Below are 20,217 nucleotides of genomic sequence, written 5' to 3' on the forward strand. Positions count from 1 at the left end.
GCAACTCTATCCGAGAGACCGTTCGGCCTAACTTTCGTCCGTTCTGTACATACTTTCGTTGACTTCAATCGAAAGTCCTCTTAGGTTCAGCGACGTCACAGAGGTGCTCCGCCGCCGACCCGAGGAGCAACGATGCTTCCGTCCGTCCGCAAGCGCTTCAACCGGACCATCGTCGCCTCGTTGGCGCTGGTCACGGCAGTGTCCGGGCTGGTGACAGCCCCGGCAGAAGCGGCCATCCCACCCCAGCAACCCGGTGTCACGCTCCGCACGTACGACCTGCAACGCGAGCTCAGCAAGCTCTGCACGATCAAATCCGGCCAGACGCCCAACGTCGACAAGCTGATGCCGACGATCAACTGGACCGCCACCGCCGACTTCGGGCTCAACGAGCAGTTCGTCTCGGAGGTCATCGGCAACATCACCATCACCACCGCCGGGCAGTACGAATTCCGGCTCACCAGCGACGACGGCTCACGGCTCCGGATCGACGGCCAGACGGTGATCAACCACGACGGTCTGCACGGCGCGACCCCCGCGACCGGTTCGGTCCAGTTGGGCACCGGCTATCACGCGTTGCGGATCGACCATTTCGACAACCTCCACGATCAGCAGGTCACCCTCGAATGGCGGCCACCCGGCGCGGCGGACTTCGCGCTCGTGCCGAACTCCGTGCTCAGCACCGATGCCGACGTCGTCCGGGTGACCTCGCCGGGGCGCAAGGAATGCGAGGGCGCCACGGACTCGGCCGGTGACGGCCTGCCGCTCAACGGCGTCCACCCCGGCTTCACGCTGACGAATCTGCGACCCGACGGATTCCAGCCGCAGGTCACCGGCATGGACTGGCTGCCGGACGGACGGCTCGCCATCGCCACCTGGGGCGGTTCCGACAAGACCCTCGGCGAGGTCCACCTGCTGAGCAACGTCAGCGGGAACACCGACCCGAGCAAGGTCCGCACGCAGCGCGTCGCCAGCGGGCTGAAGGAACCCATGGGCGTCAAGTACGTCGACGGCAAGCTGTACGTGTCGGAGAAGACGCGGCTCGTCGAACTGAACGACACCACCGGTGACGGCGTGACCGACGACTACCGCACCGTGGCCACCTGGCCGTTCGGCGGCAACTTCCACGAGTTCGCGTTCGGCCTGCTGTACAAGGACGGATTCTTCTACGCCAACCTTTCCGTGTCCATCAACTACGGCGGCGCCACGACCGATCCGCAGCCCGCGCCGAACCGCGGCACCACGATCAAGGTCGAAAAGGCGACCGGCAAGGTTTCCTACATCGCCGGTGGGCTGCGCACGCCGCACGGCATCGGCTGGGGACCGGAAGGCGACGTCTTCGTCACGGACAACCAGGGCGGCTGGCTGCCGGCGAACAAGCTGGTGCGGGTCAAGCAGGACCGGTTCTTCAACCACTACACCAATCCCTCGGGCCCGTTCGACTCGAAGCCCGTCACAGCGCCGGTGTTGTGGTTGCCGCACAACGAGATCGCGAACTCGCCGAGCAACATGGTCATGCTCTCGCAGGGTCCGTTCGCCGGCCAGATGGTGTACGGCGACGTGACCTACGGAGGGCTCCAGCGAGCGTTCCTGGAGAAGGTCAACGGCGAGTACCAGGGCGCCGTTTTCCGTCTCACGCAAGGACTCGAGTCCGGTGTCAGCCGGATCAGCCTCGGCCCCGACGGCGCGATCTACACCGGCGGGATCGACGGCGGCGGGAACTGGGGCCAGCCCGGCAAACTCGCCTACGGCCTCCAGAAGGTGACGCCCAACGGCACGAACGCCTTCGACATCCGGGCGATGCGGGCCGTCGCGGGCGGATTCGAACTGGAGTACACCCAGCCGCTGTCGGCCGAGACCGCGCAGAACCTCGCGGCGAAGTACCAGGCCCAGCAGTGGCGCTACCAGCCCACACCCGCGTACGGCGGACCGAAGATCGACGAGCAGACCCTGTCCGTCACGTCCGCGAGCCTCTCGGCCGACCGCAAGAAGGTCACGCTGCAGGTGGCGGGGCTGAAGGCCGGGCACGTGGTCCATGTGCGATCGCCGCGGCCGTTCGCGGCGGAATCCGGTGCGGCGCTCTGGAGCACCGAGGCTTGGTACACGCTGAACTCACTGGTCGGCGGCCCGGCGGCGAGCACGACCTACGAGGCCGAGCGGGCCGCGCTGAGCGGCGGCGCCGGGACGAACACGAACCACGCCGGCTATACGGGCACCGGATTCGTCGACGGCTACTGGAACCAGGGCGCCGCGACGACGTTCACCGTGAACGCACCGAAGTCCGGCGCCTACAACGCGGCCCTGCGCTACTCGAATGGCCCGGATCCCGCGCCAGGGACCAAATCGGTGACCGTCCACGTCAACGGGACGAAGGTGAAACAGGTCAGGCTCGCCAGTACCGGCAACTGGGACACCTGGAACACGCAACCCGAGACGCTGAACCTGAAGGCCGGGTCGAACACGATCTCCTACCGCTATGAGACGGGCGACGCGGGCAACGTCAACCTCGACAGCCTCACCCTGACCGAGTCGCAACGTATCCAGCTGTTCAAGGGCACCGACCTGAACGCGTGGGAGAAACGCGCGGGCGGCGCGGCGACCTGGCCGGTCTCGGGCGGCGCGATGGAGTCGAACGGCGGGGACATCCGCACGAAACAGCAGTTCGGCGATTTCCGGCTGCACGTCGAGTGGAACGAGCCGAACTATCCGCCCGAGGTCACCGGGCAGGCCAGGGGCAACAGCGGCGTCTATCTCCAGGAACGCTACGAACTGCAGGTGCTCGAGTCCTTCGGGGACACCACGCTCGCCAACAACGAAGCGGGCGCGATCTACTCGAAGAAGGCACCTGACCGGAACATGGCGACGGCTCCCGGAACCTGGCAGACCTACGACGTCACCTTCCGTGCCGCGCGGTTCGACGGTGCCGGGAACAAGACCGACAACGCCCGTGTGACCGTGGTCTGGAACGGCGTCGTGGTCCACAACGACGTGGCGATCGACGGCGGCACGGGCGACAGCATCCCGGAGAGCGCGGCACCGGGCGCCATCCGGCTGCAGGACCACGGGGATCCCGGTGAGAACCCGCGGTTCCGCAACATCTGGATCGAGCCCATCGGCTAGGACGCGTTCTCCCCAGTACATGAAGGACCCCTTCCTTGCGCCTAGGTACAGGAAGGGGGCCTTCATGTACTGGGAGGCAAGGTCTTAAGGACCAAACGTTGCCGGTGCGCGGTTGGCGGTTTCGCGTGACTGAACGGACGACACACGTGTTGGGATGGACGACACGCGTGTCGTCCGTTCAGTCACGCGACAACGCCTGCTTGTCCTCGTGAGTGATTCGGGCCGTTGGAACGACCCGAATCACTCACGACCGGCCAGGCTCAGCGGCGGCAGGGGCCGAGGTCCACTCCGCCGGTGATCTGCCCGGCGGTGACCGGAATCGGTGTGGCGGAAGCGAAATCGGCCGCCCCCCGGTACCAGCACTCGGTGTTCGTGTAGTATCTGATCTTGACGTTCCCCGTGGTGAGGCCGTTGACGGTGTACTGCCCGTTCGAGTCCGGCGTGGTCCAGTCGACGATGTCTCCGGTGCGCGCGTTGTAGGTGTACACGTACCCGAAGGTCGGCTTGCCGTCCGCGCCGAGGATCCGTCCGCTGACCGAGCCGTTCGGCACGAGCGCGGCGTTCTCGGTCACCGTCGCGCCGGGCCGCACCCGCACCGGACGGGCGGCGAACCGGTCCGCGGCGCCTCCCGACCACTGCCACGCGTAGTCGCCCCGGGACGAGGCGAACTCCAGCGGCCACTTGTACGGTCCGAGGCCCTTGATCGTGTAGGTGCCGTCGCTCCGGCTGCAGTTCACGTCGAAGCGGAAACCGATCCGGGGATCGACCGCGTACGGGTAGACGCAGACGCCGCCCACCGCGGCCGCCGTGGCGCGATCGGTGACCTTGCCGGTGATCGTCCCGGCGGGATCCATCTTGATGTCCGGCGTCGTGACCACCTTGCCGAGTTCGGCGGTGACCGTGCGGGCTTGGCCGATGTCGCCGGTGCCGCCGTCCGCCCCGGCCCACTGCATGCCGTAACGCTCGTCCAGCGATTTGACCAGCAGCTTGTACGCGCCGGGCTCGATCGGCCCGATCACCAGTTTCCCGCTCTCGTCACTGCAGTGGTACAGATAGTCGGCGTCGAGGACACCGACGACCGGAAGGGCGTAGGTGTCGACGCAGACCCGCGCCAGCGGTGCCTTGGTCTTCGCGTCCCGCACGGTGGTCACGATCGAAGCGGCGGGTTTCATCGACGCCCGGAATTCGGTGGTCTCTCCCGGAGCCAGGTGGACACGCTCCCAGTTCACCGGTTGATAGGAACCATCCGGTCCCCAGACGCTCAACGAGTAGTAGCCGAACGGCGGCATGTCCTCGTAGAGCATGACGCCGTCCGCGCCGGCGCATTTCCGCAGCTGGGGCGGATGCCCTTGTTCGACCTGCGAGCACGCACCCGCGACGGGCGCGCCGGTCTTCTCGTCCGTCGCGATCACTCGGAGCTTCCCGTACGGTGCGATGGCCTCGTCGACGACGGCGACCTGGTCATCGGCGACGGCGAAGGTCTCCGCCGCCGGGAAGCTCGACTTCTGCCGGATCCATTGCGTGCGATCGCCGTAGGTGATCGCCATCGTGTAGGTGTCCGCCTTCACGCCGCTGAACGAGTACGTGCCGTCCGCCGCGGTGAGGACCGTCGACCACCACCGCTGGTTCTGGTCGGTGAGGCTCACCGACGCCCCCGCGGCGGGCTTTCCCTGGTCGGTGATCTGCCCGCGGACGGTGGCGGTGCCTTGCCGCAACCCGAAGTCCAGTCCGTGGGGCAGGTCCAGCACTTCCGCGGCGAGCGCGCTTCCCTTGTTGTACGCCCAAAGCTCGGCGTATCCGGCGGCGGTCGCGCGTGCCTTGTACTTGCCGGGAACGACGCCGGTGATCTCGTAGCGGCCGTCCGCACCCGCGCACGCCGAGCCCGTCTCCTTCAGGTCGAGATCGAACAGCGTCACGCACGCTCCGGCGACCGGCTCGCCGGAAGCCGCGGCTTTGACCACCCCGGCCACGATTCCCTCGTCGGCGACCGCCGGTCCGGTCGTCAGCAGGGCTGCGATCGGTATGGCGGCGGCCAGGAACAATGCTCTCTTCATCGGAAGCTCCCCTCAGTGTCCGCCAACGATGGCGCCGGGGAGCCGCCGTGTCTGCGTCATCTGACACAGACACGGCCGGGGAGCCTCAGGCCGTCTCCGCCGCGAGGACCTCGCGGGCGACGAGCACACCGCCGACGAAGCCCACCGGCATCACGATCAGCGCGGCGAACGGGATCAGGCACAGCAGCGACACGGGAAGCCCCAGCCCGAGCGCGAGCGCACGGTGACGGCGCAGCAGCGGCCGACGCTGCTTCAACCCCATCCCCCGCCGATAGAACGGCACGGCGATCAGTTCCAGCGCCAGGAACCACGCCGTCACCAAGGCCAGCAGGACCGGCACGACCGTTTGTCCCACCACGGGGATGAAGCCGGCGAACAGCAGCGGAATCGTGAACAGCAGCGAGCGGAGCACGAGTGCGAGACCGTCTTTCAGGCCCAGCACCAGCAACCGCCACCCCGAGAGATCCACCGCGCCGGGCACGCCACCGAGGTCGTCCTCGACCTTCTCCGCGATGTGTTCGTAGAACGGCCCGCCGACGGCGAGGGTGATCGCCGTGAACCCGATCATCGCGATGGCCAGCGCCGCCCCGAACACCGCGACGCCGACCGCCACCCGGATCGTCGTCTGCCAGCCCGGCGACCAGTCGTCGGCGAACGGGGTGAGCAGCAGCGAGAGATCATCGATCCAGAACGCCAGCGCGACGACACCGCCGATCAGCAACAGCGTGGTCAGCAACGCGGGCAGCGCGCCGATCAGCAGCAGTCTCGGCGACCGCAGAAGGATGCCCAGGCCTTGCCCGAACATCCGGAAACCCTTGAAGAAATCCCGCATCGGACATTTCTACCAGTGTCCGGGATGGCCGGTCAGGGCACCAGCATGCCCTGACCCGGATTGAGCAGGTTTCCCGGCGCGTACCGGGCCTTGGCGCCGGCGAGTTTCGGCCACGCTCCGCCGAAATGCGCGCGCCAGTCCTCTGTGGACATCGGCAGCGCGTTCGACGGATAGACCTTGCCGCCCAGGTCGAGCGCCTTCCGGTGGAGGTCCACATTGAGCTCCACCAACCGCGCGTTGTGCAACGGATCTCGGGGCGAACCGACGCGCAGCGGCGAGAACAGCCAGGAGATCTCCCCCGGCGGCACGGCGAACAGCGGAGTCTTCAACCGGTCGTTCCGCACCGGGTAAAGGAGGACCAGGCCAGTGGCACCCAGTTCGGGTTCGCCGGTGGCGGCGAGGGTTTCGGCGACGAACCGCTCGACCGTGTCGTCCGTGAGGAAGACGTTCAGCCACGGATGCGGATGGAACCAGCTTCCTTCCGCCCGCAGGGCCGCCTCCCCGTCGGCCATCCGGTTCAGGAAGCCGAAATACGCGGTGTCCTCGTCTTCGGACTCGTCGAAACCGAGCGAGTCCAGCAACGCTTCCTCGTCCGGCGCGGCGGGCGGCGAGTAGTAGGCCACCGCCTCCAGCATGTACCGCCAGCCTTCGCCGACGGGGATCAGCTGGCCCTCCACGTAGTCGAAACGACCGTCACGGACCACGGCACGCTGGTCCGCCAAGAAGGCCGGAAGCGAGTCGTAGTAGAGCTTCCACCGCCGGGCCCGCGCCGGGGCCGGGGTCAGCCGCAGGGTCGCGCGGGTGATCACCGCGCATTGCCCCAGGCCGCCGAGGACCGCGTCGAACAGGTCTTTGCCGCTCTCGCGTGAGCAGGTGAGCACCTCTCCGGCACCGGTGACGACCTCCAGTTCCACCACGCCGTCGGTCTGCGTGCCGTGGTGGTGGGTGGCGCCGCCGATCCCGCCGACCACCAGGGTGCCGGCGACGGTCAGCTCGAGATAGTCGGTGAGCACCGGAGGTGCCAGCCCGTGCGGCAACGTCGTCTCCAGCACTTCCCGCCAGCGGGCGCCCGCGTCCACCGACACCAGATCGCCGGTGACCACCCTGCGCGGCGGCAGCGAGGTCATGTCCAGCAGGATCCCGCCCTCGACCTGTCCCTGCCCGTACGGCGAATGCCCCGCTCCCCGGGCGGCGACCGGCAGGCCCCGCGCGGCGGCGAACCTGAGCACGATCGCCACGTCGGTCACCGAGGCGGGCTTCACGACCAGCCCCGGCCTGGTGTGGATCAGGTTCCCCCAGTCCTTTCCCGCCACGGACAGGGCGGCTTCTCCGGTGAGGATCTCTCCGGCGATGGCGGGCAGGATCTCGTCGGTCATGCCCGCACGCTACCGAGAACGGGCGGACATAGGCGATTTTCACCGACGCGAACCCGGCGGTCCCGCTGCGAGGTTGGTGGCGTGACGAACACGTTGACGCCGACGCGGCGAGCCCGCAGCACCGTACTCGCCGCGGCGCCGCTGACCATCATGGCCGCGGCGATCATCGCGCCCAGCCTGCCCGCGATGCGGGAGGTCTTCTCCGGTACCCCCGGCTCCGGCCTGCTCGTGCGGTTGACGCTGACCGTGACCTCCCTCGCGATCGCGATCAGCGCACCCCTGTCCGGGATCGTCGCCGACCGCGCCGGACGCCGCCCCCTGCTGTTGGCGGGCCTCGGGCTCTACGCGATCTCCGGTACGGCCGGGTTCTTCGTGAACGACCTCTACCTGCTGCTGATCACCCGGGCGGGGCTCGGCTTCGCCGTCGGCGGGATCATGACCGCGATCAGCACCCTGATCACCGATTGGTTCTCCGGCGAGCGCCGGGCCTCGTTCCTCGCGTTGCAGCAGGCTTTCGCGAGTCTCGGCGGTGTGGTCTTCCTGCCCATGGCGGGGTTGCTGGCGACGGTCAGCTGGCAGGCGCCGTTCTGGATCTATTCGGTCTCGGCGGTCGTGGCGATCTTCGCGATCACGTCCCTGCGCGAACCGGTCCGGAGCAGCCCCGCGGTCAGTGAGCGTGAACGGACCCGGCTGCCCGCTCGCATCATCGGCGTCTACGTCCTCGCGTTGGTGGCGACGCTGGTCTTCTACATGGCGCCGACGCAAGTGCCCTTCCTGCTGGAGGGATTCGGCAGCGGTCCCGCCGTCGTCGGGGCCGTGGTCGCCGGGAGCACCTTGACCAGCGTCGCCGGCGCGCTGGCGTTCCCTCGACTGCGTGAACGCCTGAGCCCCACGGCGATCACCACCCTGAGCGTCGCGCTCATGGGCGCGGGCTGGCTGGTGATCGGCACGGCGGGCACCGTCGCGCAGGTCGTGTCCGGACTGCTCGTCGGCGGGTTCGGCGTCGGCTTCGTCGTCCCGAACCTCAACCTGCGCCTGGCGGAATTCGCCCATCCCGCGCACCGCGGCCGCGTGCTCAGCGGCCTGGTCGCCGGGATCTTCCTGGGGCAGTTCCTGTCCCCGCTCGTCGTCCAGCCACTCGTCCAGGGCGTCGGCATCGCCGGAGCGTTCACCTGGACCGGTGTCGCCATGGGCGCCGGAGCGGCACTCGCCGCTCTCCTCCCGAACCGGAACAATGGAAAGGAATCACGATGATCTACCACGGCAACCGCTTCACCCTGCGCCCCGGCGCCTCCCCGGAGCAGGTCGAAGAAGCCTTGGAAAGCCTCCGCAACCAGGGCCGCGTCATCCCGTCGGTGAAGTCCTTCGTCGTCGGCCGCGATTTCGGCGGTGACTACGAATGGGGCGCCGTCTTCGCGATCGAAGATCTCGACGGGTACTGGGAGTACCTCATGCACCCGGCGCACCGGAACACCGACCGGGTCGGGCTGCCGCTGGTCGACAGGTTCGCGTCCTTCGACATCACCGACGACCCGGATCCGGAGATGGGCGCGAAGATCGCCGAACTGCACCAGCGTCGCTACGACGGCGACGCCGAGCTGACCGCGCTGATCACCGATCTCGGCGAGTACTCCGGCAGCGCCGCGCCGGGAAAGCACGGAACGGCTTCAGCCACCGTCCGCGAGTGAGCCGCTGCCGTCGGGGCCGGTCACGATCACCCGGGTGCTCACAGCGGTGCCGAACGGGACGGTCGTGACCTGCCACGTCTGCGGTTCCCCGACTTCGATGGTCGCCTTCGCCCGCCGCACCAGGGCAGGGACGCGGTCGACCTCCAGCGCGCGGAGGTCGAACCGCGGCACCTGGGCGCCCGACGGTGCGAAGACCACGGTCAGCCGCCGGTCCTCGACGACCACGGTGATCACCTGCGAAACGTCCGTGGCCTGCGCCAGTGAGTCGATCGCCCGGCGCAACTCCCCTTCGCCCAGCAGGGATCTGTCGACGTCGACGGTCGCGGAGCCCGAGGTGGACGTGGTCACGCCGGACTGGGTTTCTTCCGCCCGGGCAGGTGCTTCGGGCGCGAACAGCTCCGCGCGGAACAGGAACAGCACGAGCCCCGCGCCGAGCAGGAACCCGAGGACGGCGAGCGCGGAGAACCCGCAGCCCTCCGGCGGTTCCTGCACCAGGCTGGACTCCGGAGCGGAGTCGATCGTGGCTTCGGCCGCACGGTGTTCCCACGACGGCGGCGGCCGGTCCACGACCTCGGCCTTCCACGGCCGGTCCGGCGGATACCGGATGACGAGGACGTCGCCCGTCCGGTAGTTCGGGATGTCGACCAGGTTGATGTGGTGGGCGACCTTCAGCCGGAACGTGGCCATGCCTTCGGGTGCGACGGTGAAGACGAAGTCGACCGGGATGTCCCCCGTCTCGGTGCCCCCGGCACGAAGGCTTTCGATCTTGGCGAGCGCGACCACCGGAACGATCTTCGCCTCACGGGCGCGTCGCGGTGCCCCGGCGAGGTGGAGCAGGATCCCGTAGACGATCGGGAGCCCGACGCCGGTGATGGTCAGCGGGACGTACTCGATGACGATGCCGACGACGAACGCGCACAAGGTCGTCCCGCTGATGATCCCGGTCAGGAATCCGCGGACAAGGGTGAGCGGCATGGACACTCCAGAGCTCAGTTCGCGGACAGCCAGTCGCTGAGGGCGGGATGGCGCCGCAGCGCCACGAAGATCTTCTTGTCATCGGCGGGTGAAGCCGGGTCGAACAGCACTTCCGCGCCGGCGATCGTGGTGTCGCCGGTGCGGCGGGTCACCCAGTGCCGGACGCCCGAGAGGTCGACGAACGACACCGTCACGTCCGCGCCGACGACCCGGGTGCCCGACTCGTCCCCTCCCATGCGCACCTTCACTTCGACGACCTCGGCGGGCATCCGGCGGCCGTGCCGCAGCAGCCGGTCCCTGGTGCGCGCCAGTTCGGCTTGGTGCCGCGAAACTCCGACGGCGTACCACAGGGCCAGCAACGTCAGAACGAGCAGGAACGCGGGCGCCCACCGGTCGGCGTAGTACAGGAACCACCCCCAGAACCCCCACTTCTCGTCCGTGTGGAACACGGGGTCGACCGCCGTGCCGACGGCGAGCGGCGGAAGCCACCCTCGTGACGATTCCCAGAGGCCGAGCGTACTGGCCGCGAAGGCCAGGACGAACGGGAACGCCGGCCCCGACCGCCGCCCTTGGTAGCGCCGCATCGCGGCTCGCGCGAGGTTGCCCGCGGCGAGACAACCGAGGAGGCCGAGAGTCCCCCAGATGGGGCCATACGGCGGCTCGCCGTCACCGCGGTCGTCGAAGACGCTGTCGATCGCCATCGTCCGGAACTGTTCGAGGAGCGCGCCGAATCCGTGCCCGGTCAGGAAGCCGCAGACCAGGGTGACCAGCGAAGCCAGGACCGCGCCCACGAGCAGGCGCCGATCTCCCCGCCACCGCTCGATCCGGTCGTGCCGGGCCTTGGCCGGGTCCACCGTGTTCATCACGTCCACCTCCGTTCGTCCTGCGCCCAGCCTCCGCCGGGCCCGGCGCTACCGAACCCAGGTTTCGTCTTCCTAATCTCATTAGGTAAATCCCGAATGGACTATGGTATGGTGGCAACCATGGTGCGAGCGGGACTGACCACGGACCGCGTGGTCCGGCTGGGTGCGGAACTGGCCGACGAGATCGGCTTCGAGCACGTGACGCCGACAGAGCTCGCGAAACGGTGCGGCGTCAAGACGGCGAGCCTGTATTCACATGTCAAGAACGCCCACGAACTGAAGACCGAGATCGCCCTGCTGGCCTTGGCCGAACTCGCCGATCTCGCCGCCACCGCGGTGGCGGGCCTGGCGGGCAAGGACGCGCTGGTCGCCTTGGCGAACGTCCACCGCGACTACGCCCTCGAACACCCGGGCCGGTTCACGGCCGCGAGGTTCCGGCTCACCCCGGACAAGGCGGTCACCAGCGCAGGCGTCCGCCACGCCGAACTGACGCGGGCGATCCTGCGCGGCTACGACCTCGCCGAACCGCATCAGACGCACGCGGTCCGGCTGCTGGGCAGTGTGTTCAGCGGTTTCGTCGGCCTGGAGGCCGCCGGCGGGTTCAGCCACAGCACCCCCGGCTCACAGGAGAGCTGGGCCGAGATCCTCGACGCGCTCGACGTCCTCCTGCGCGCCTGGCCCCGAACGAAATGAACGGAAGAATGCTCACGACCCCGATCACCGCCGACCTCGTCCGCGGCGCGCTCGACCTCGAGTCCACCGAACGCGGTGTGCTCCCCCACCGGCTGCCCGCGCGGGCCAGGCAGCAGATCCCCGACGGCCAGCTGACCATGGCGGAATCGCAGCCGTCCGGTGTGCGGCTGGTCTTCCGCACCGCGGCTTCCCTCGTCGAACTCGACGTCCTGGCCACCAAACGGGTCTTCGCGGGCACTCCGCCCCGTCCCGACGGCGTCTACGAACTGTTCGTCGACGGCCGGCGCTCAGGGCAGGCGAGCGTGCCCGACGGCGACACGATCAGTGTCGACCTGGCCACCGGTGCCGCACGGCACGAGCCCGGCCCCGTGCGAACCCTGCGGTTCGACGGCCTGCCCGGTCACGAGAAGACCGTCGAAATCTGGCTGCCGCACAACGAAACGACCCGGCTGGTCGCCTTGCGCACCGACGCGTCCGTCCACAGTGCGCAGTCGAGCGGCCGCCGGACCTGGCTGCACCACGGCAGTTCCATCAGTCACGGTTCCAACGCCACGACCCCGACCGGGACGTGGCCCGCCACGGCCGCGGCCCTCGCCGGGGTGGACCTGGTCAACCTGGGCTTCAGCGGCAGCGCGCTGCTCGACCCGTTCACCGCCCGCGCGATGCGGGACACGGCCGCCGACGTCATCAGCGTCAAGATCGGCATCAACATCGTCAACGCGGACTTGATGCGGCTGCGCGCGTTCGGCCCGGCGGTGCACGGTTTCCTCGACACGATCAGGGAAGGCCATCCTGCCACGCCCTTGCTGGTCGTCTCGCCGATCCATTGCCCCATCCACGAACACACGCCGGGGCCGGGCGAGTTCGACCCGGAAGCCCTGCGTGAGGGGAAAGTGCGGTTCAGGGCCACCGGCGATCCCACGGAGACCGCCTCGGGAAAGCTGACGCTCACCGTGATCCGCGAAGAACTCGCCCGCATCGTCAAGGAACGGAGCGCGGCCGATCCGAACCTGCGCTACCTCGACGGCCTCGAACTGTACGGCGAGGCGGACCACGCCGAGCTGCCGCTGCCCGACGCCCTCCACCCGGACGCGGCCACACACCGGCTCATCGGAGAGCGCTTCGCCCGGCTGGCCTTCGACGCCGCACTCGCGTGAATCACGGACCCGCCGTTTGCTCTGCGCGTATCCGTCGGTAGGCCGAACGGCGGCTACCTATTTTTCTTCCTGTCCAACGAAAGTCGGTATCCGCCTCCGGTGCGGCGGATCACCATGATCGGCACCGGATCACCGGTGCCGGGTCGCCTTGGCCGCACCCGGCTACCCACTGTGTCCAGTGCACCACCCCTCGCGCTGGATGTCCCCTCGCGAAAGTGAGTCACCGGTATGCGCACAAACCCCTTAGCCCGTACCGCCACGACACTGGTGGCCGCGGCCGCGGTCATCGGATTCCTCGCCCCGTCCACGGCCACCGCCACCACCATCGCGGGCTACTCCCCCACGGTGCAGCACGAAGCGGTGACGGCCCTCGCCGCCGAAGCCGGGATCAGCCAGGCCGCCGCCGTCGAGTTCCTCCGGACGCAGACGGCGAGCGTCGAGAAGCTGCAGCAGGTCACCGTTTCGCTCGGCGCCCGTGCCGCCGACGGGTACCTCGACGACGCCGCCAAGCCGGTGGTGAACGTGCTCGACCAGGCCGCCGCGGACCAGGTGACCGCGACCGGGGCACAGGCCCGCGTGGTCAAGCACTCCAGTGCCGCGCTGGCGGGGGCGCAGAACGCCCTGCAGGCGTTGCCGTCGGTCGCGCACACGTCGATCGGCCTCGACCCGAAGGCCAATCAGGTCGTGCTGACCATCTCCGACGCGGCGAAGGGCACCGAGGCCCTCGTGAAGGCCGCCGAAGCACTCGGCGACCGCGTCCGCGTGGAGCGGACCACCGGCGAGATGCACACCGCGATCTACAACGGTGAGGCCATCACCGGCGGCGGCACCCGGTGCTCGGTCGGGTTCAACACCAACCGCGGCGGCCAGAACTACATCCTCGACGCCGGCCACTGCACCCGCGCGGTCTCGCAGTGGAACGTCGGACCGTCGCAGGGCGCCAGCTTCCCGACCAACGACTACGGCCTGATCCGCAACACCACCGGCAGCGCGCCCGGCGCGGTCACCCTGTGGAACGGCTCCACCCAGCGGATCGCCTCCGCCGGCACCGCCACCGTCGGACAGCGGATCAGCAAGAGCGGCAGCACCACCCGACTCACCTCGGGTTCGGTGCAGCGGCTGAACGTCACGGTGAACTACGCCGAAGGCTCGGTGCACCAGTTGATCCAGACCAACGCGCTGGCCAACCCCGGTGACTCGGGTGGCTGCCTCTTCTCGGGCAGCGTCGGGCTCGGCATCACCTCCGGCAAGGGCAGCGGCACCTCGTACTACCAGCCGATCGGCGAAGCGCTGAGCGCCTACAGCGTCACGCTGAACCCGTAAGCACGTCCCACCGGGCCCCGGTCACCGCGACCGGGGCTCGGCCCGTGCGTGGAAGTGACCGACCAGATGGTCGCGAAACCGCTGGGCGGCAACGGAAAGGTAGGTGTCCTCGCGCCACGCGACGCTGAGCACGCGGCGGCATTCGGGATCGTCGACGTCGAGCCAGACCACCGCCGAACCGGTGACGGCGCGCAGCCCCAGAGAAGGCACCAACGCGACGCCGAGCCCCGCGTCGATGAGCTGAAAGAGCACCGCGGCTTCGTCTCCCTCGCAGACGACGTGCAGTTCGAGCCCGGCCTTCGCGAAAAGACGGTCGACGAGCGCACGTTGCCAGTAACCGGGTCGCGTGGTGAGGAACGGCTCGCCCTCGAGGTCCGCCAGGCCGACACTGCCGCGGTCGGCGAGCCGGTGCCCGGCGGGCACGCAGAGCATCACCGCTTCGTCGAGGAGCACGCGGCTGCGGATGTCGTTGCCCGTCACGGGTTGCGAGGTGACACACAGGTCGACGTCGCCGGCTTTCAGCTTTTCTGCCATCCCCTCCCCCGACGCCTGGGAAAGCCGCACGTCCACCAGCGGATGGCCGGGAACGAAGGTGCGAAGCGGTTCGGTGAGGACGAGCAGGCTTTCGGCCGCGACGGCGACGGTGCCACGTTCCAGCCCGGCGGCGTCGTCGAGCTCCTGACGGGCGTCGTCGAGTTCGGCCAGCGCCCGGTCGACGCGGCGGAGGAACGCGGTGCCGAACCGGTTGAGCCGGATCCGGCGGCCGTGCCGGTCGAACAGCGGAACGCCGAGTTCGTTCTCCAGCCTGGCCAAGGTCCGGCTGAGCGAGGGTTGCGCGACACGCAGCTTTTCGGCGGCGCGGCCGACGTGTTCGAGCCGGGCGACCGTCTGGAAGTACCGGAGCGCCAGAAGATCCACTGCTGATACCTCACCTGTTATGAACAGATAACCGATCTTGTCTTGGACAGCATAAGTCGTCGGCTCCTACGTTCGAGCACGTGAGTGAAACCCTGACCAGCCCGAGCCGGAAGGCGAACGGGACGCTGGTGGTGAACCGGGTGCTGGTGAGCGCCCACGCCGTCGCGATCATCGGCCAGCCGGTGTTCGCCGGCGGCTATCTCGGCGGCGACTACGACATGCTCTGGCTGCACCGCTGGGGCGCCGACGCCGTGTCGTACCTGGCGTACGCGCAGATCCTGGCGGCACTGGTCCTATGGCTGGTCCGCGGACCGCGCTGGCTGTTCTGGATCAGCCTGCTGCTCGCGCTGGGCGAGACCGGGCAGTACCTCGCCGGGATGAAGGGCGCGCTCGAACTGCACGTCCCGCTCGGCGTCGCCCTCGTGACCGCGACGGTGCTGACGACCATCGCCGTCTGGCGGCCGCAGACCTGGCGGGCCGACCGATGAGCAGGCGGCTGCCCCGCAGGACCTTCCTCGGGCTCGCCGGCGGGGCCGGTGTCCTCGTCGCCGCGGGGATCACGGCTCCCAGCCTGCTCGCGCAGGGCGCTCCGGGGACCGGCGAACTGCTGCGCAGCGGACTCCCGTTGCCGGAGCCTTTCCGCGTTCCGCTGCCGATCCCGCCGGTCCTGCGTCCACAAAGGACCGCCGACGCCGACCACTACACGATCACCCAGCGGGCGGCGACGGCCGAGATCCTGCCCGGCGTCCGGACACCGATCTGGGGCTACGACGGGATCTTCCCCGGTCCGACGATCGAGTCGCGGCGGGACCGGGCGGTGGTGGCGCACCACCGCAACGAACTTCCCGTGCCGACCGTTGTCCACCTGCACGGCGGGCACACCCCGGCCGATTCCGACGGCTATCCGACCGACCTCGTCTTGCCGCGCTCAGGCTGGAGCACCGCGCATGCCGGGCACGGCATGGTCGACTCGCGCGCCCGGATCTCGAACGGGGAACGCGACTACGTCTTCCCGCTGCGGCAACGGGCCGCGACCCTCTGGTACCACGACCATCGCATGGACTTCACCGGTCCGGCCGTGTACCGAGGCCTGGCCGGATTCCACCTGATCCGCGACGACGAGGAAGACTCGCTGGGGCTCCCGTCCGGTGACCGTGAACTGCCGCTGATGATCGCCGACCGGTCTTTCGACGAGCACGGCGCCTTCGCCTATCCCTCACTCGACCGGTCGCTGCGGACCACACCGGGCGTCGAAAGTGCTTACGTGGAAGGCGTTTTCGGGGACGTCATCCTGGTCAACGGCGCGCCTTGGCCGGTGCACGAGGTGGCGGCCGTCAAATACCGGCTGCGCGTCCTCAACGGCTCCAACGCCCGCCGCTACGACCTGGCGCTGGACCCGCCGCCGCCCGGCGGGGGCGGTTTCGTGCAGATCGGCGCCGACCAAGGTCTCCTGGACGCGCCGCGCGAACACGACCATCTCCCGATCGCGCCGGCGGAACGGTACGACCTCGTCGTCGACTTCGGCCGGTATCCGGTCGGCACCGTGGTCACCCTCGTGAACCGGCTCGGCACCGGCTCGACCGCCCAGGTCATGCGGTTCGTCGTCGCGCGCCGCGCGGCGGACGACAGCCGCGTCCCGGCGAAACTCGGCGAAATCCCGCCGCTCACGCGCGAACAGGCCACGACCACGCGGGACTTCTCGTTCCGGGCGGGCACCGTCCACGGCCGCGCGGGCTGGGTGGTCGGCGGGGAACCGTTCTCGCCGGACGTGATGTCGGCGAGCCCGCGCCTCGGCGACACGGAGATCTGGCGGTTCGTCGCCGACATCCATCATCCCGTGCACCTGCACCTGGTGGGCTTCCGGATCCTCTCGCGGGGCGGGCGGCCACCGGGGCCGTTCGACGGCGGCATCAAGGACACCGTCGACCTGGCCCCCGGCGAGTCGGTCGAGGTCATCGCGCGGTTCGACGGCTACCGCGGCCGCTACGTCTTCCATTGCCACAACGCCGAACACGAGGACATGGCGATGATGGCGAACTTCGAGGTGGTCTGAGCGGAAGGTCACTTCTTATTCTGTTGGACTTTCCGTCCAACGCTTATACAGTCAGTCTCGTGACCAACGAGCATCCGTACCCGCCCGCCTTCCGCAGCGGCGACCTGGTTTCCGTGTCCGGACGGCTCGGTGTGACCGGGACCGGAGAACTGGTGCCCGGCGGATTCGACGCCGAATGCCCGCAGTCCTTCGCCAACCTCGACGCCGCGCTGCGGTCGGTGGGCGCGACGCGGGCCGACGTGGTGAAGGTCGTCGTGTACCTCACTGACATCGCCGACCGCGACGGCCTCAACCGGGTCTACGAAGAGTTCTTCGCCGAGCCCCGCCCGGCTCGGACCTGCGTCGGAGTCGCGTCCCTGCCCTACGGCGGCGTCGTCGAAGTCGAGGCCCTGGCCCGAGTACGCGATGTCTGAGCAGGACGCGATCCTCGACGCGCTCGCGCCGGTCGCCGACGGCATCGCGGCCACGCTCGGCTCGTTCTGCGAGGTCGTTGTCCACGATTTCCGCCGTCCGGAGAAATCGGTGGTCGCGATCGCCGGCTCGGTCACCGACCGCACCGTGGGCGGCTCGATGAGCGAGATCGGCATGGGCCTGCTCGCCCGCGGTGACGACGCCGAAGACCAGCTGAACTACGTGACCAGGACGGCGTCCGGGAAGCTCGTGAAGTCGTCGACCATGCTGCTGCGCGACAGCGGCGGCTCGGTGTTCGGCGCCTTGTGCGTGAACCTCGACGTCACCGCGCTGGGCCAGCTCAAGACCCTGGTCGGTGAACTCGCCGACGTCGGTGCCGTCACCGAAACGCCGACCACCACCTTCGGCGACGACGTCGACGCGGTGGTGGACGCGATCGTCGACGAACATCAGCTCCGGCTGAACAAACCCTGGACCGCCCTCAGCCGCGAAGAACGTCTCGATCTGTTCCGCAGCCTTCACGCACGCGGCGTCTTCGCGGTGCGACGGGCCGTGCCCCAGGTCGCCGCCCGCATCGGGATCTCCCGTGCCTCCGCTTACAACTATCTCGCCGAAATCCGTGATCAAGGAGCATCATGACCGCCCCCGTGACCATCGACGACATCCGTGACGCCGCCGCCCGTCTGGCCGGTGTCGCGCACCGGACCCCGGTCGTGCGTTCCCGGACCCTCGACGACCTCGTCGGCGCCGAGGTCTTCATCAAGTGCGAGAACCTTCAGCGCGTCGGGGCCTTCAAGTTCCGTGGCGCGTACAACGCCGCTTCGCGACTCTCGCCGGAACAGTTGGCCAAGGGCATCGCCGCCTACTCGTCGGGCAACCACGCCCAGGCCGTCGCGCTCGCCGCGCGGGAACTCGGGAGCAGCGCGGTAATCCTGATCCCGGAGGACACCCCGCAGTCCAAAAAGGACGCCACCGCGGGCTATGGCGCCGAGATCGTCACCTACGACCGGTACACCGGCGACCGCGTCGCGATCGGTGAAGCGCTGGCGGCCGACCGCGGTCTCGCGCTCATCCCGCCGTACGAACACCCGCACGTGATCGCCGGCCAGGGCACCGCGGCGCTGGAACTGCTGGAGGACACCGATTCCGTCGACACGCTCGTCGTCCCCGTCGGCGGTGGCGGCCTGATCGCGGGCAGCTCGACCGCCGCGAAGGCCGTCCGGCCCGGAATTCGGGTCATCGGCGTCGAACCCGCCGCGGGCGACGACACCAAACGCTCGCTGGAGGCCGGCGAACGTGTGTCGATCCCGGTGCCGCGGACCATCGCCGACGGCCAGGCCGCCGAGATCCCCGGCGAACTGACCTTCTCGATCAACCGGCGGCTCGTCGACGACATCGCGCTGGTCACCGACGACCAGGTCCGGGACGCGATGCGGTTCGCGTTCGAACGGCTGAAGCTCGTCATCGAGCCGAGCGGGGCGACCGGGCTCGCGGCGCTGCTCAGCGGCCAGGTGCCCGCTTCGGGGCGGGTCGGGGTGATCATCAGCGGCGGGAACGTGAGCCCGGAACGCTTCGCCGAACTGATCGCCGGCTGACCTCTCCGCATTCAGTCCTCTCGATGCGGTGTCCCGTGAACGACCTGCGGGTGTGCTGGCGCGCAACTCGCGTGATTGGAGGCGCAACTCGATGTGCCGCCTCTGATCACGCGAGTTACGCCTCCAAGCACGCGAGATACGCCTCTGATCACGCGAGTGCGGCGTTCGGTCACGTCACAGACCGAGCCCACCTGCCAGAACCGGCCAGGAGTTCCGCAGCGCCCGTTGCCAGTACGGCCAGCTGTGCGTGCCGTCGCCGTAGTAGTCGACGGTCGCCGGAATCCCCTTGGTCTTCAACCGATCCGTGAAGCTCACTGAGGAAGCCAGCGCCTGCGGTTCGAAGATGTCGGACTGCCCCGGCGGGTCGAGCGGACCGGTTTTCCCGTTCCCGCACGAGATGTACAGCGCCGTGCCACGCAAGCCATCTGCGTTGTCATACGGGTTGTTCGCCGTCCAGAGCGGCCGCATCCCCCAGGAGTCGCCCCAGAGTTCGAGGTAGTTGAAGATCCCCGCGCGGGCCAGGATCCCCTGGATGAACAGCGGGGCTCCCTGGTTGAGCGTGTTCGGCACACCGCTGTAGGACGCCGCCGCGGCGAACATGCCCTTGTGCTTGTACGAGTACGCGAGCGCGCCGTAGCCGCCGATCGACAGTCCGGCGATCGCCCGGCGCGTGCCCGCCCGGTAGCCGCGTTCGACGATCTGCCGCACCTCAAGAGTGTGGAAGGTGTCCCAGTCGGGGGTGCTCTTGAACCCGAAGTTCCACCACTTCGTGTACATCCCGGCAGGCCCGCCGGTCGGCATGACGACGAGGGCGTCCTTGTCCGCCATGAACGCCTTGACGTCGGTGAACTGGTCCCACGAGCGGTAGTCGACCGGTTCACAGCAACCGTGCAGCAGGAACAACGTCGGCCAGGTCCGCGAGGGTTGCGCGGCCCAGCCCGCCGGGACGAGCAGACGGACCATGCCGGTGGTGCCGAGCGCGGGCGAACTGATCTTGAGGTCGACGGTGCGCGCGTCGAGCCAGGTCTCCTCGACGACCTTCGCGCCGTTGTCGGCAGTGACCGGCGCGGGCGCCGCGCTCGCAGGGACCGGGCTTGCGAGCAGGGCGACCATGGCCAGCGCCAGCAGAGCCCACCGCCGGGTTCGCTTCATCGTTTCTCCT

Annotated in this window: 18 protein-coding genes; 11 read left to right on the forward strand and 7 right to left on the reverse strand. The window is 68.9% G+C overall.

Annotated features, from left to right (window positions below; translation table 11 throughout):
- Positions 1-132 precede the first annotated feature (132 nt).
- Positions 133-3,117, forward strand: coding sequence for a family 16 glycoside hydrolase (locus tag DMH01_RS19830; RefSeq protein WP_125678695.1), 2,985 nt, complete (start codon positions 133-135; stop codon positions 3,115-3,117).
- A gap of 260 nt (positions 3,118-3,377) precedes the next feature.
- On the opposite strand, the gene DMH01_RS19835 is transcribed toward DMH01_RS19830, so the two are convergent.
- The 3 genes from DMH01_RS19835 to DMH01_RS19845 form a co-directional block, all read right to left on the reverse strand.
- Positions 3,378-5,171, reverse strand: coding sequence for a collagen binding domain-containing protein (locus DMH01_RS19835; RefSeq protein ID WP_125678696.1), 1,794 nt, complete (start codon positions 5,169-5,171; stop codon positions 3,378-3,380).
- Between the two features lie 85 nt (positions 5,172-5,256).
- A complete protein-coding gene (locus DMH01_RS19840) occupies positions 5,257-6,003 on the reverse strand; it encodes an EI24 domain-containing protein (protein ID WP_125678697.1) in 747 nt (248 codons plus the stop codon).
- A gap of 32 nt (positions 6,004-6,035) precedes the next feature.
- On the reverse strand, positions 6,036-7,379 hold the full coding sequence (locus DMH01_RS19845) for an FAD-binding protein (protein WP_125678698.1): 1,344 nt from the start codon (positions 7,377-7,379) through the stop codon (positions 6,036-6,038).
- Between the two features lie 81 nt (positions 7,380-7,460).
- On the opposite strand from DMH01_RS19845, the gene DMH01_RS19850 reads away from it, so the two are divergent.
- The gene (locus DMH01_RS19850; RefSeq protein ID WP_233621602.1) at positions 7,461-8,633 is read left to right on the forward strand and encodes an MFS transporter; all 1,173 of its coding nucleotides are present in this window, start codon (positions 7,461-7,463) and stop codon (positions 8,631-8,633) included.
- Positions 8,630-9,067, forward strand: a complete 438-nt coding sequence (locus tag DMH01_RS19855) for a Dabb family protein (RefSeq protein ID WP_125678699.1) — start codon at positions 8,630-8,632, stop codon at positions 9,065-9,067. The genes DMH01_RS19850 and DMH01_RS19855 overlap by 4 nt, the downstream gene beginning before the upstream one ends.
- On the opposite strand, the gene DMH01_RS19860 is transcribed toward DMH01_RS19855, so the two are convergent.
- Both DMH01_RS19860 and DMH01_RS19865 read right to left on the reverse strand, forming a co-directional pair.
- Entirely contained in the window at positions 9,047-10,042 is a 996-nt protein-coding gene (locus DMH01_RS19860; RefSeq protein WP_125678700.1) for a hypothetical protein, read from the reverse strand. The two genes, DMH01_RS19855 and DMH01_RS19860, sit on opposite strands and share 21 nt — an antisense overlap.
- Positions 10,043-10,056: 14 nt before the next feature.
- On the reverse strand, positions 10,057-10,905 hold the full coding sequence (locus DMH01_RS19865; RefSeq protein WP_125678701.1) for a hypothetical protein: 849 nt from the start codon (positions 10,903-10,905) through the stop codon (positions 10,057-10,059).
- Positions 10,906-11,025: 120 nt separating this feature from the next.
- On the opposite strand from DMH01_RS19865, the gene DMH01_RS19870 reads away from it, so the two are divergent.
- The 3 genes from DMH01_RS19870 (at position 11,026) to DMH01_RS19880 (ending at position 14,078) form a co-directional block, all read left to right on the forward strand.
- Positions 11,026-11,598, forward strand: a complete 573-nt coding sequence (locus DMH01_RS19870; protein WP_125678702.1) for a TetR/AcrR family transcriptional regulator — start codon at positions 11,026-11,028, stop codon at positions 11,596-11,598.
- A gap of 8 nt (positions 11,599-11,606) precedes the next feature.
- Positions 11,607-12,755, forward strand: a complete 1,149-nt coding sequence (locus DMH01_RS19875) for an SGNH/GDSL hydrolase family protein (protein WP_125678703.1) — start codon at positions 11,607-11,609, stop codon at positions 12,753-12,755.
- A 228-nt stretch (positions 12,756-12,983) separates the two neighbouring features.
- Positions 12,984-14,078: a S1 family peptidase gene (locus DMH01_RS19880; RefSeq protein ID WP_125678704.1), complete on the forward strand. Its 1,095-nt coding sequence runs from the start codon at positions 12,984-12,986 to the stop codon at positions 14,076-14,078.
- A gap of 21 nt (positions 14,079-14,099) precedes the next feature.
- Here DMH01_RS19880 and DMH01_RS19885 read toward each other — a convergent pair whose 3' ends face one another.
- Positions 14,100-14,996 carry a LysR family transcriptional regulator gene (locus DMH01_RS19885; protein ID WP_125678705.1) on the reverse strand — a complete coding sequence of 299 codons (897 nt, stop codon included), beginning with the start codon at positions 14,994-14,996 and terminating at the stop codon, positions 14,100-14,102.
- A gap of 80 nt (positions 14,997-15,076) precedes the next feature.
- On the opposite strand from DMH01_RS19885, the gene DMH01_RS19890 reads away from it, so the two are divergent.
- The 5 genes from DMH01_RS19890 to DMH01_RS19910 are packed head-to-tail and all read left to right on the forward strand — an operon-like array spanning position 15,077 to position 19,055.
- Positions 15,077-15,484 carry a hypothetical protein gene (locus tag DMH01_RS19890; protein WP_125678706.1) on the forward strand — a complete coding sequence of 136 codons (408 nt, stop codon included), beginning with the start codon at positions 15,077-15,079 and terminating at the stop codon, positions 15,482-15,484.
- Positions 15,481-17,049, forward strand: coding sequence for a multicopper oxidase family protein (locus tag DMH01_RS19895; protein WP_125678707.1), 1,569 nt, complete (start codon positions 15,481-15,483; stop codon positions 17,047-17,049). The genes DMH01_RS19890 and DMH01_RS19895 overlap by 4 nt, the downstream gene beginning before the upstream one ends.
- A gap of 59 nt (positions 17,050-17,108) precedes the next feature.
- Entirely contained in the window at positions 17,109-17,462 is a 354-nt protein-coding gene (locus tag DMH01_RS19900) for a RidA family protein (protein ID WP_125678708.1), read from the forward strand.
- Positions 17,455-18,099, forward strand: coding sequence for a transcriptional regulator (locus DMH01_RS19905; protein ID WP_125678709.1), 645 nt, complete (start codon positions 17,455-17,457; stop codon positions 18,097-18,099). The genes DMH01_RS19900 and DMH01_RS19905 overlap by 8 nt, the downstream gene beginning before the upstream one ends.
- Entirely contained in the window at positions 18,096-19,055 is a 960-nt protein-coding gene (locus DMH01_RS19910) for a pyridoxal-phosphate dependent enzyme (protein WP_125678710.1), read from the forward strand. Before DMH01_RS19905 ends, DMH01_RS19910 begins: the two co-directional genes overlap by 4 nt.
- Before the next feature lie 174 nt (positions 19,056-19,229).
- Here DMH01_RS19910 and DMH01_RS19915 read toward each other — a convergent pair whose 3' ends face one another.
- Positions 19,230-20,207: an alpha/beta hydrolase family protein gene (locus DMH01_RS19915; protein ID WP_125678711.1), complete on the reverse strand. Its 978-nt coding sequence runs from the start codon at positions 20,205-20,207 to the stop codon at positions 19,230-19,232.
- Positions 20,208-20,217 lie beyond the last annotated feature (10 nt).

It is taken from the genome of Amycolatopsis sp. WAC 04182, assembly GCF_003947465.1.
Lineage (GTDB): Bacteria > Actinomycetota > Actinomycetes > Mycobacteriales > Pseudonocardiaceae > Amycolatopsis.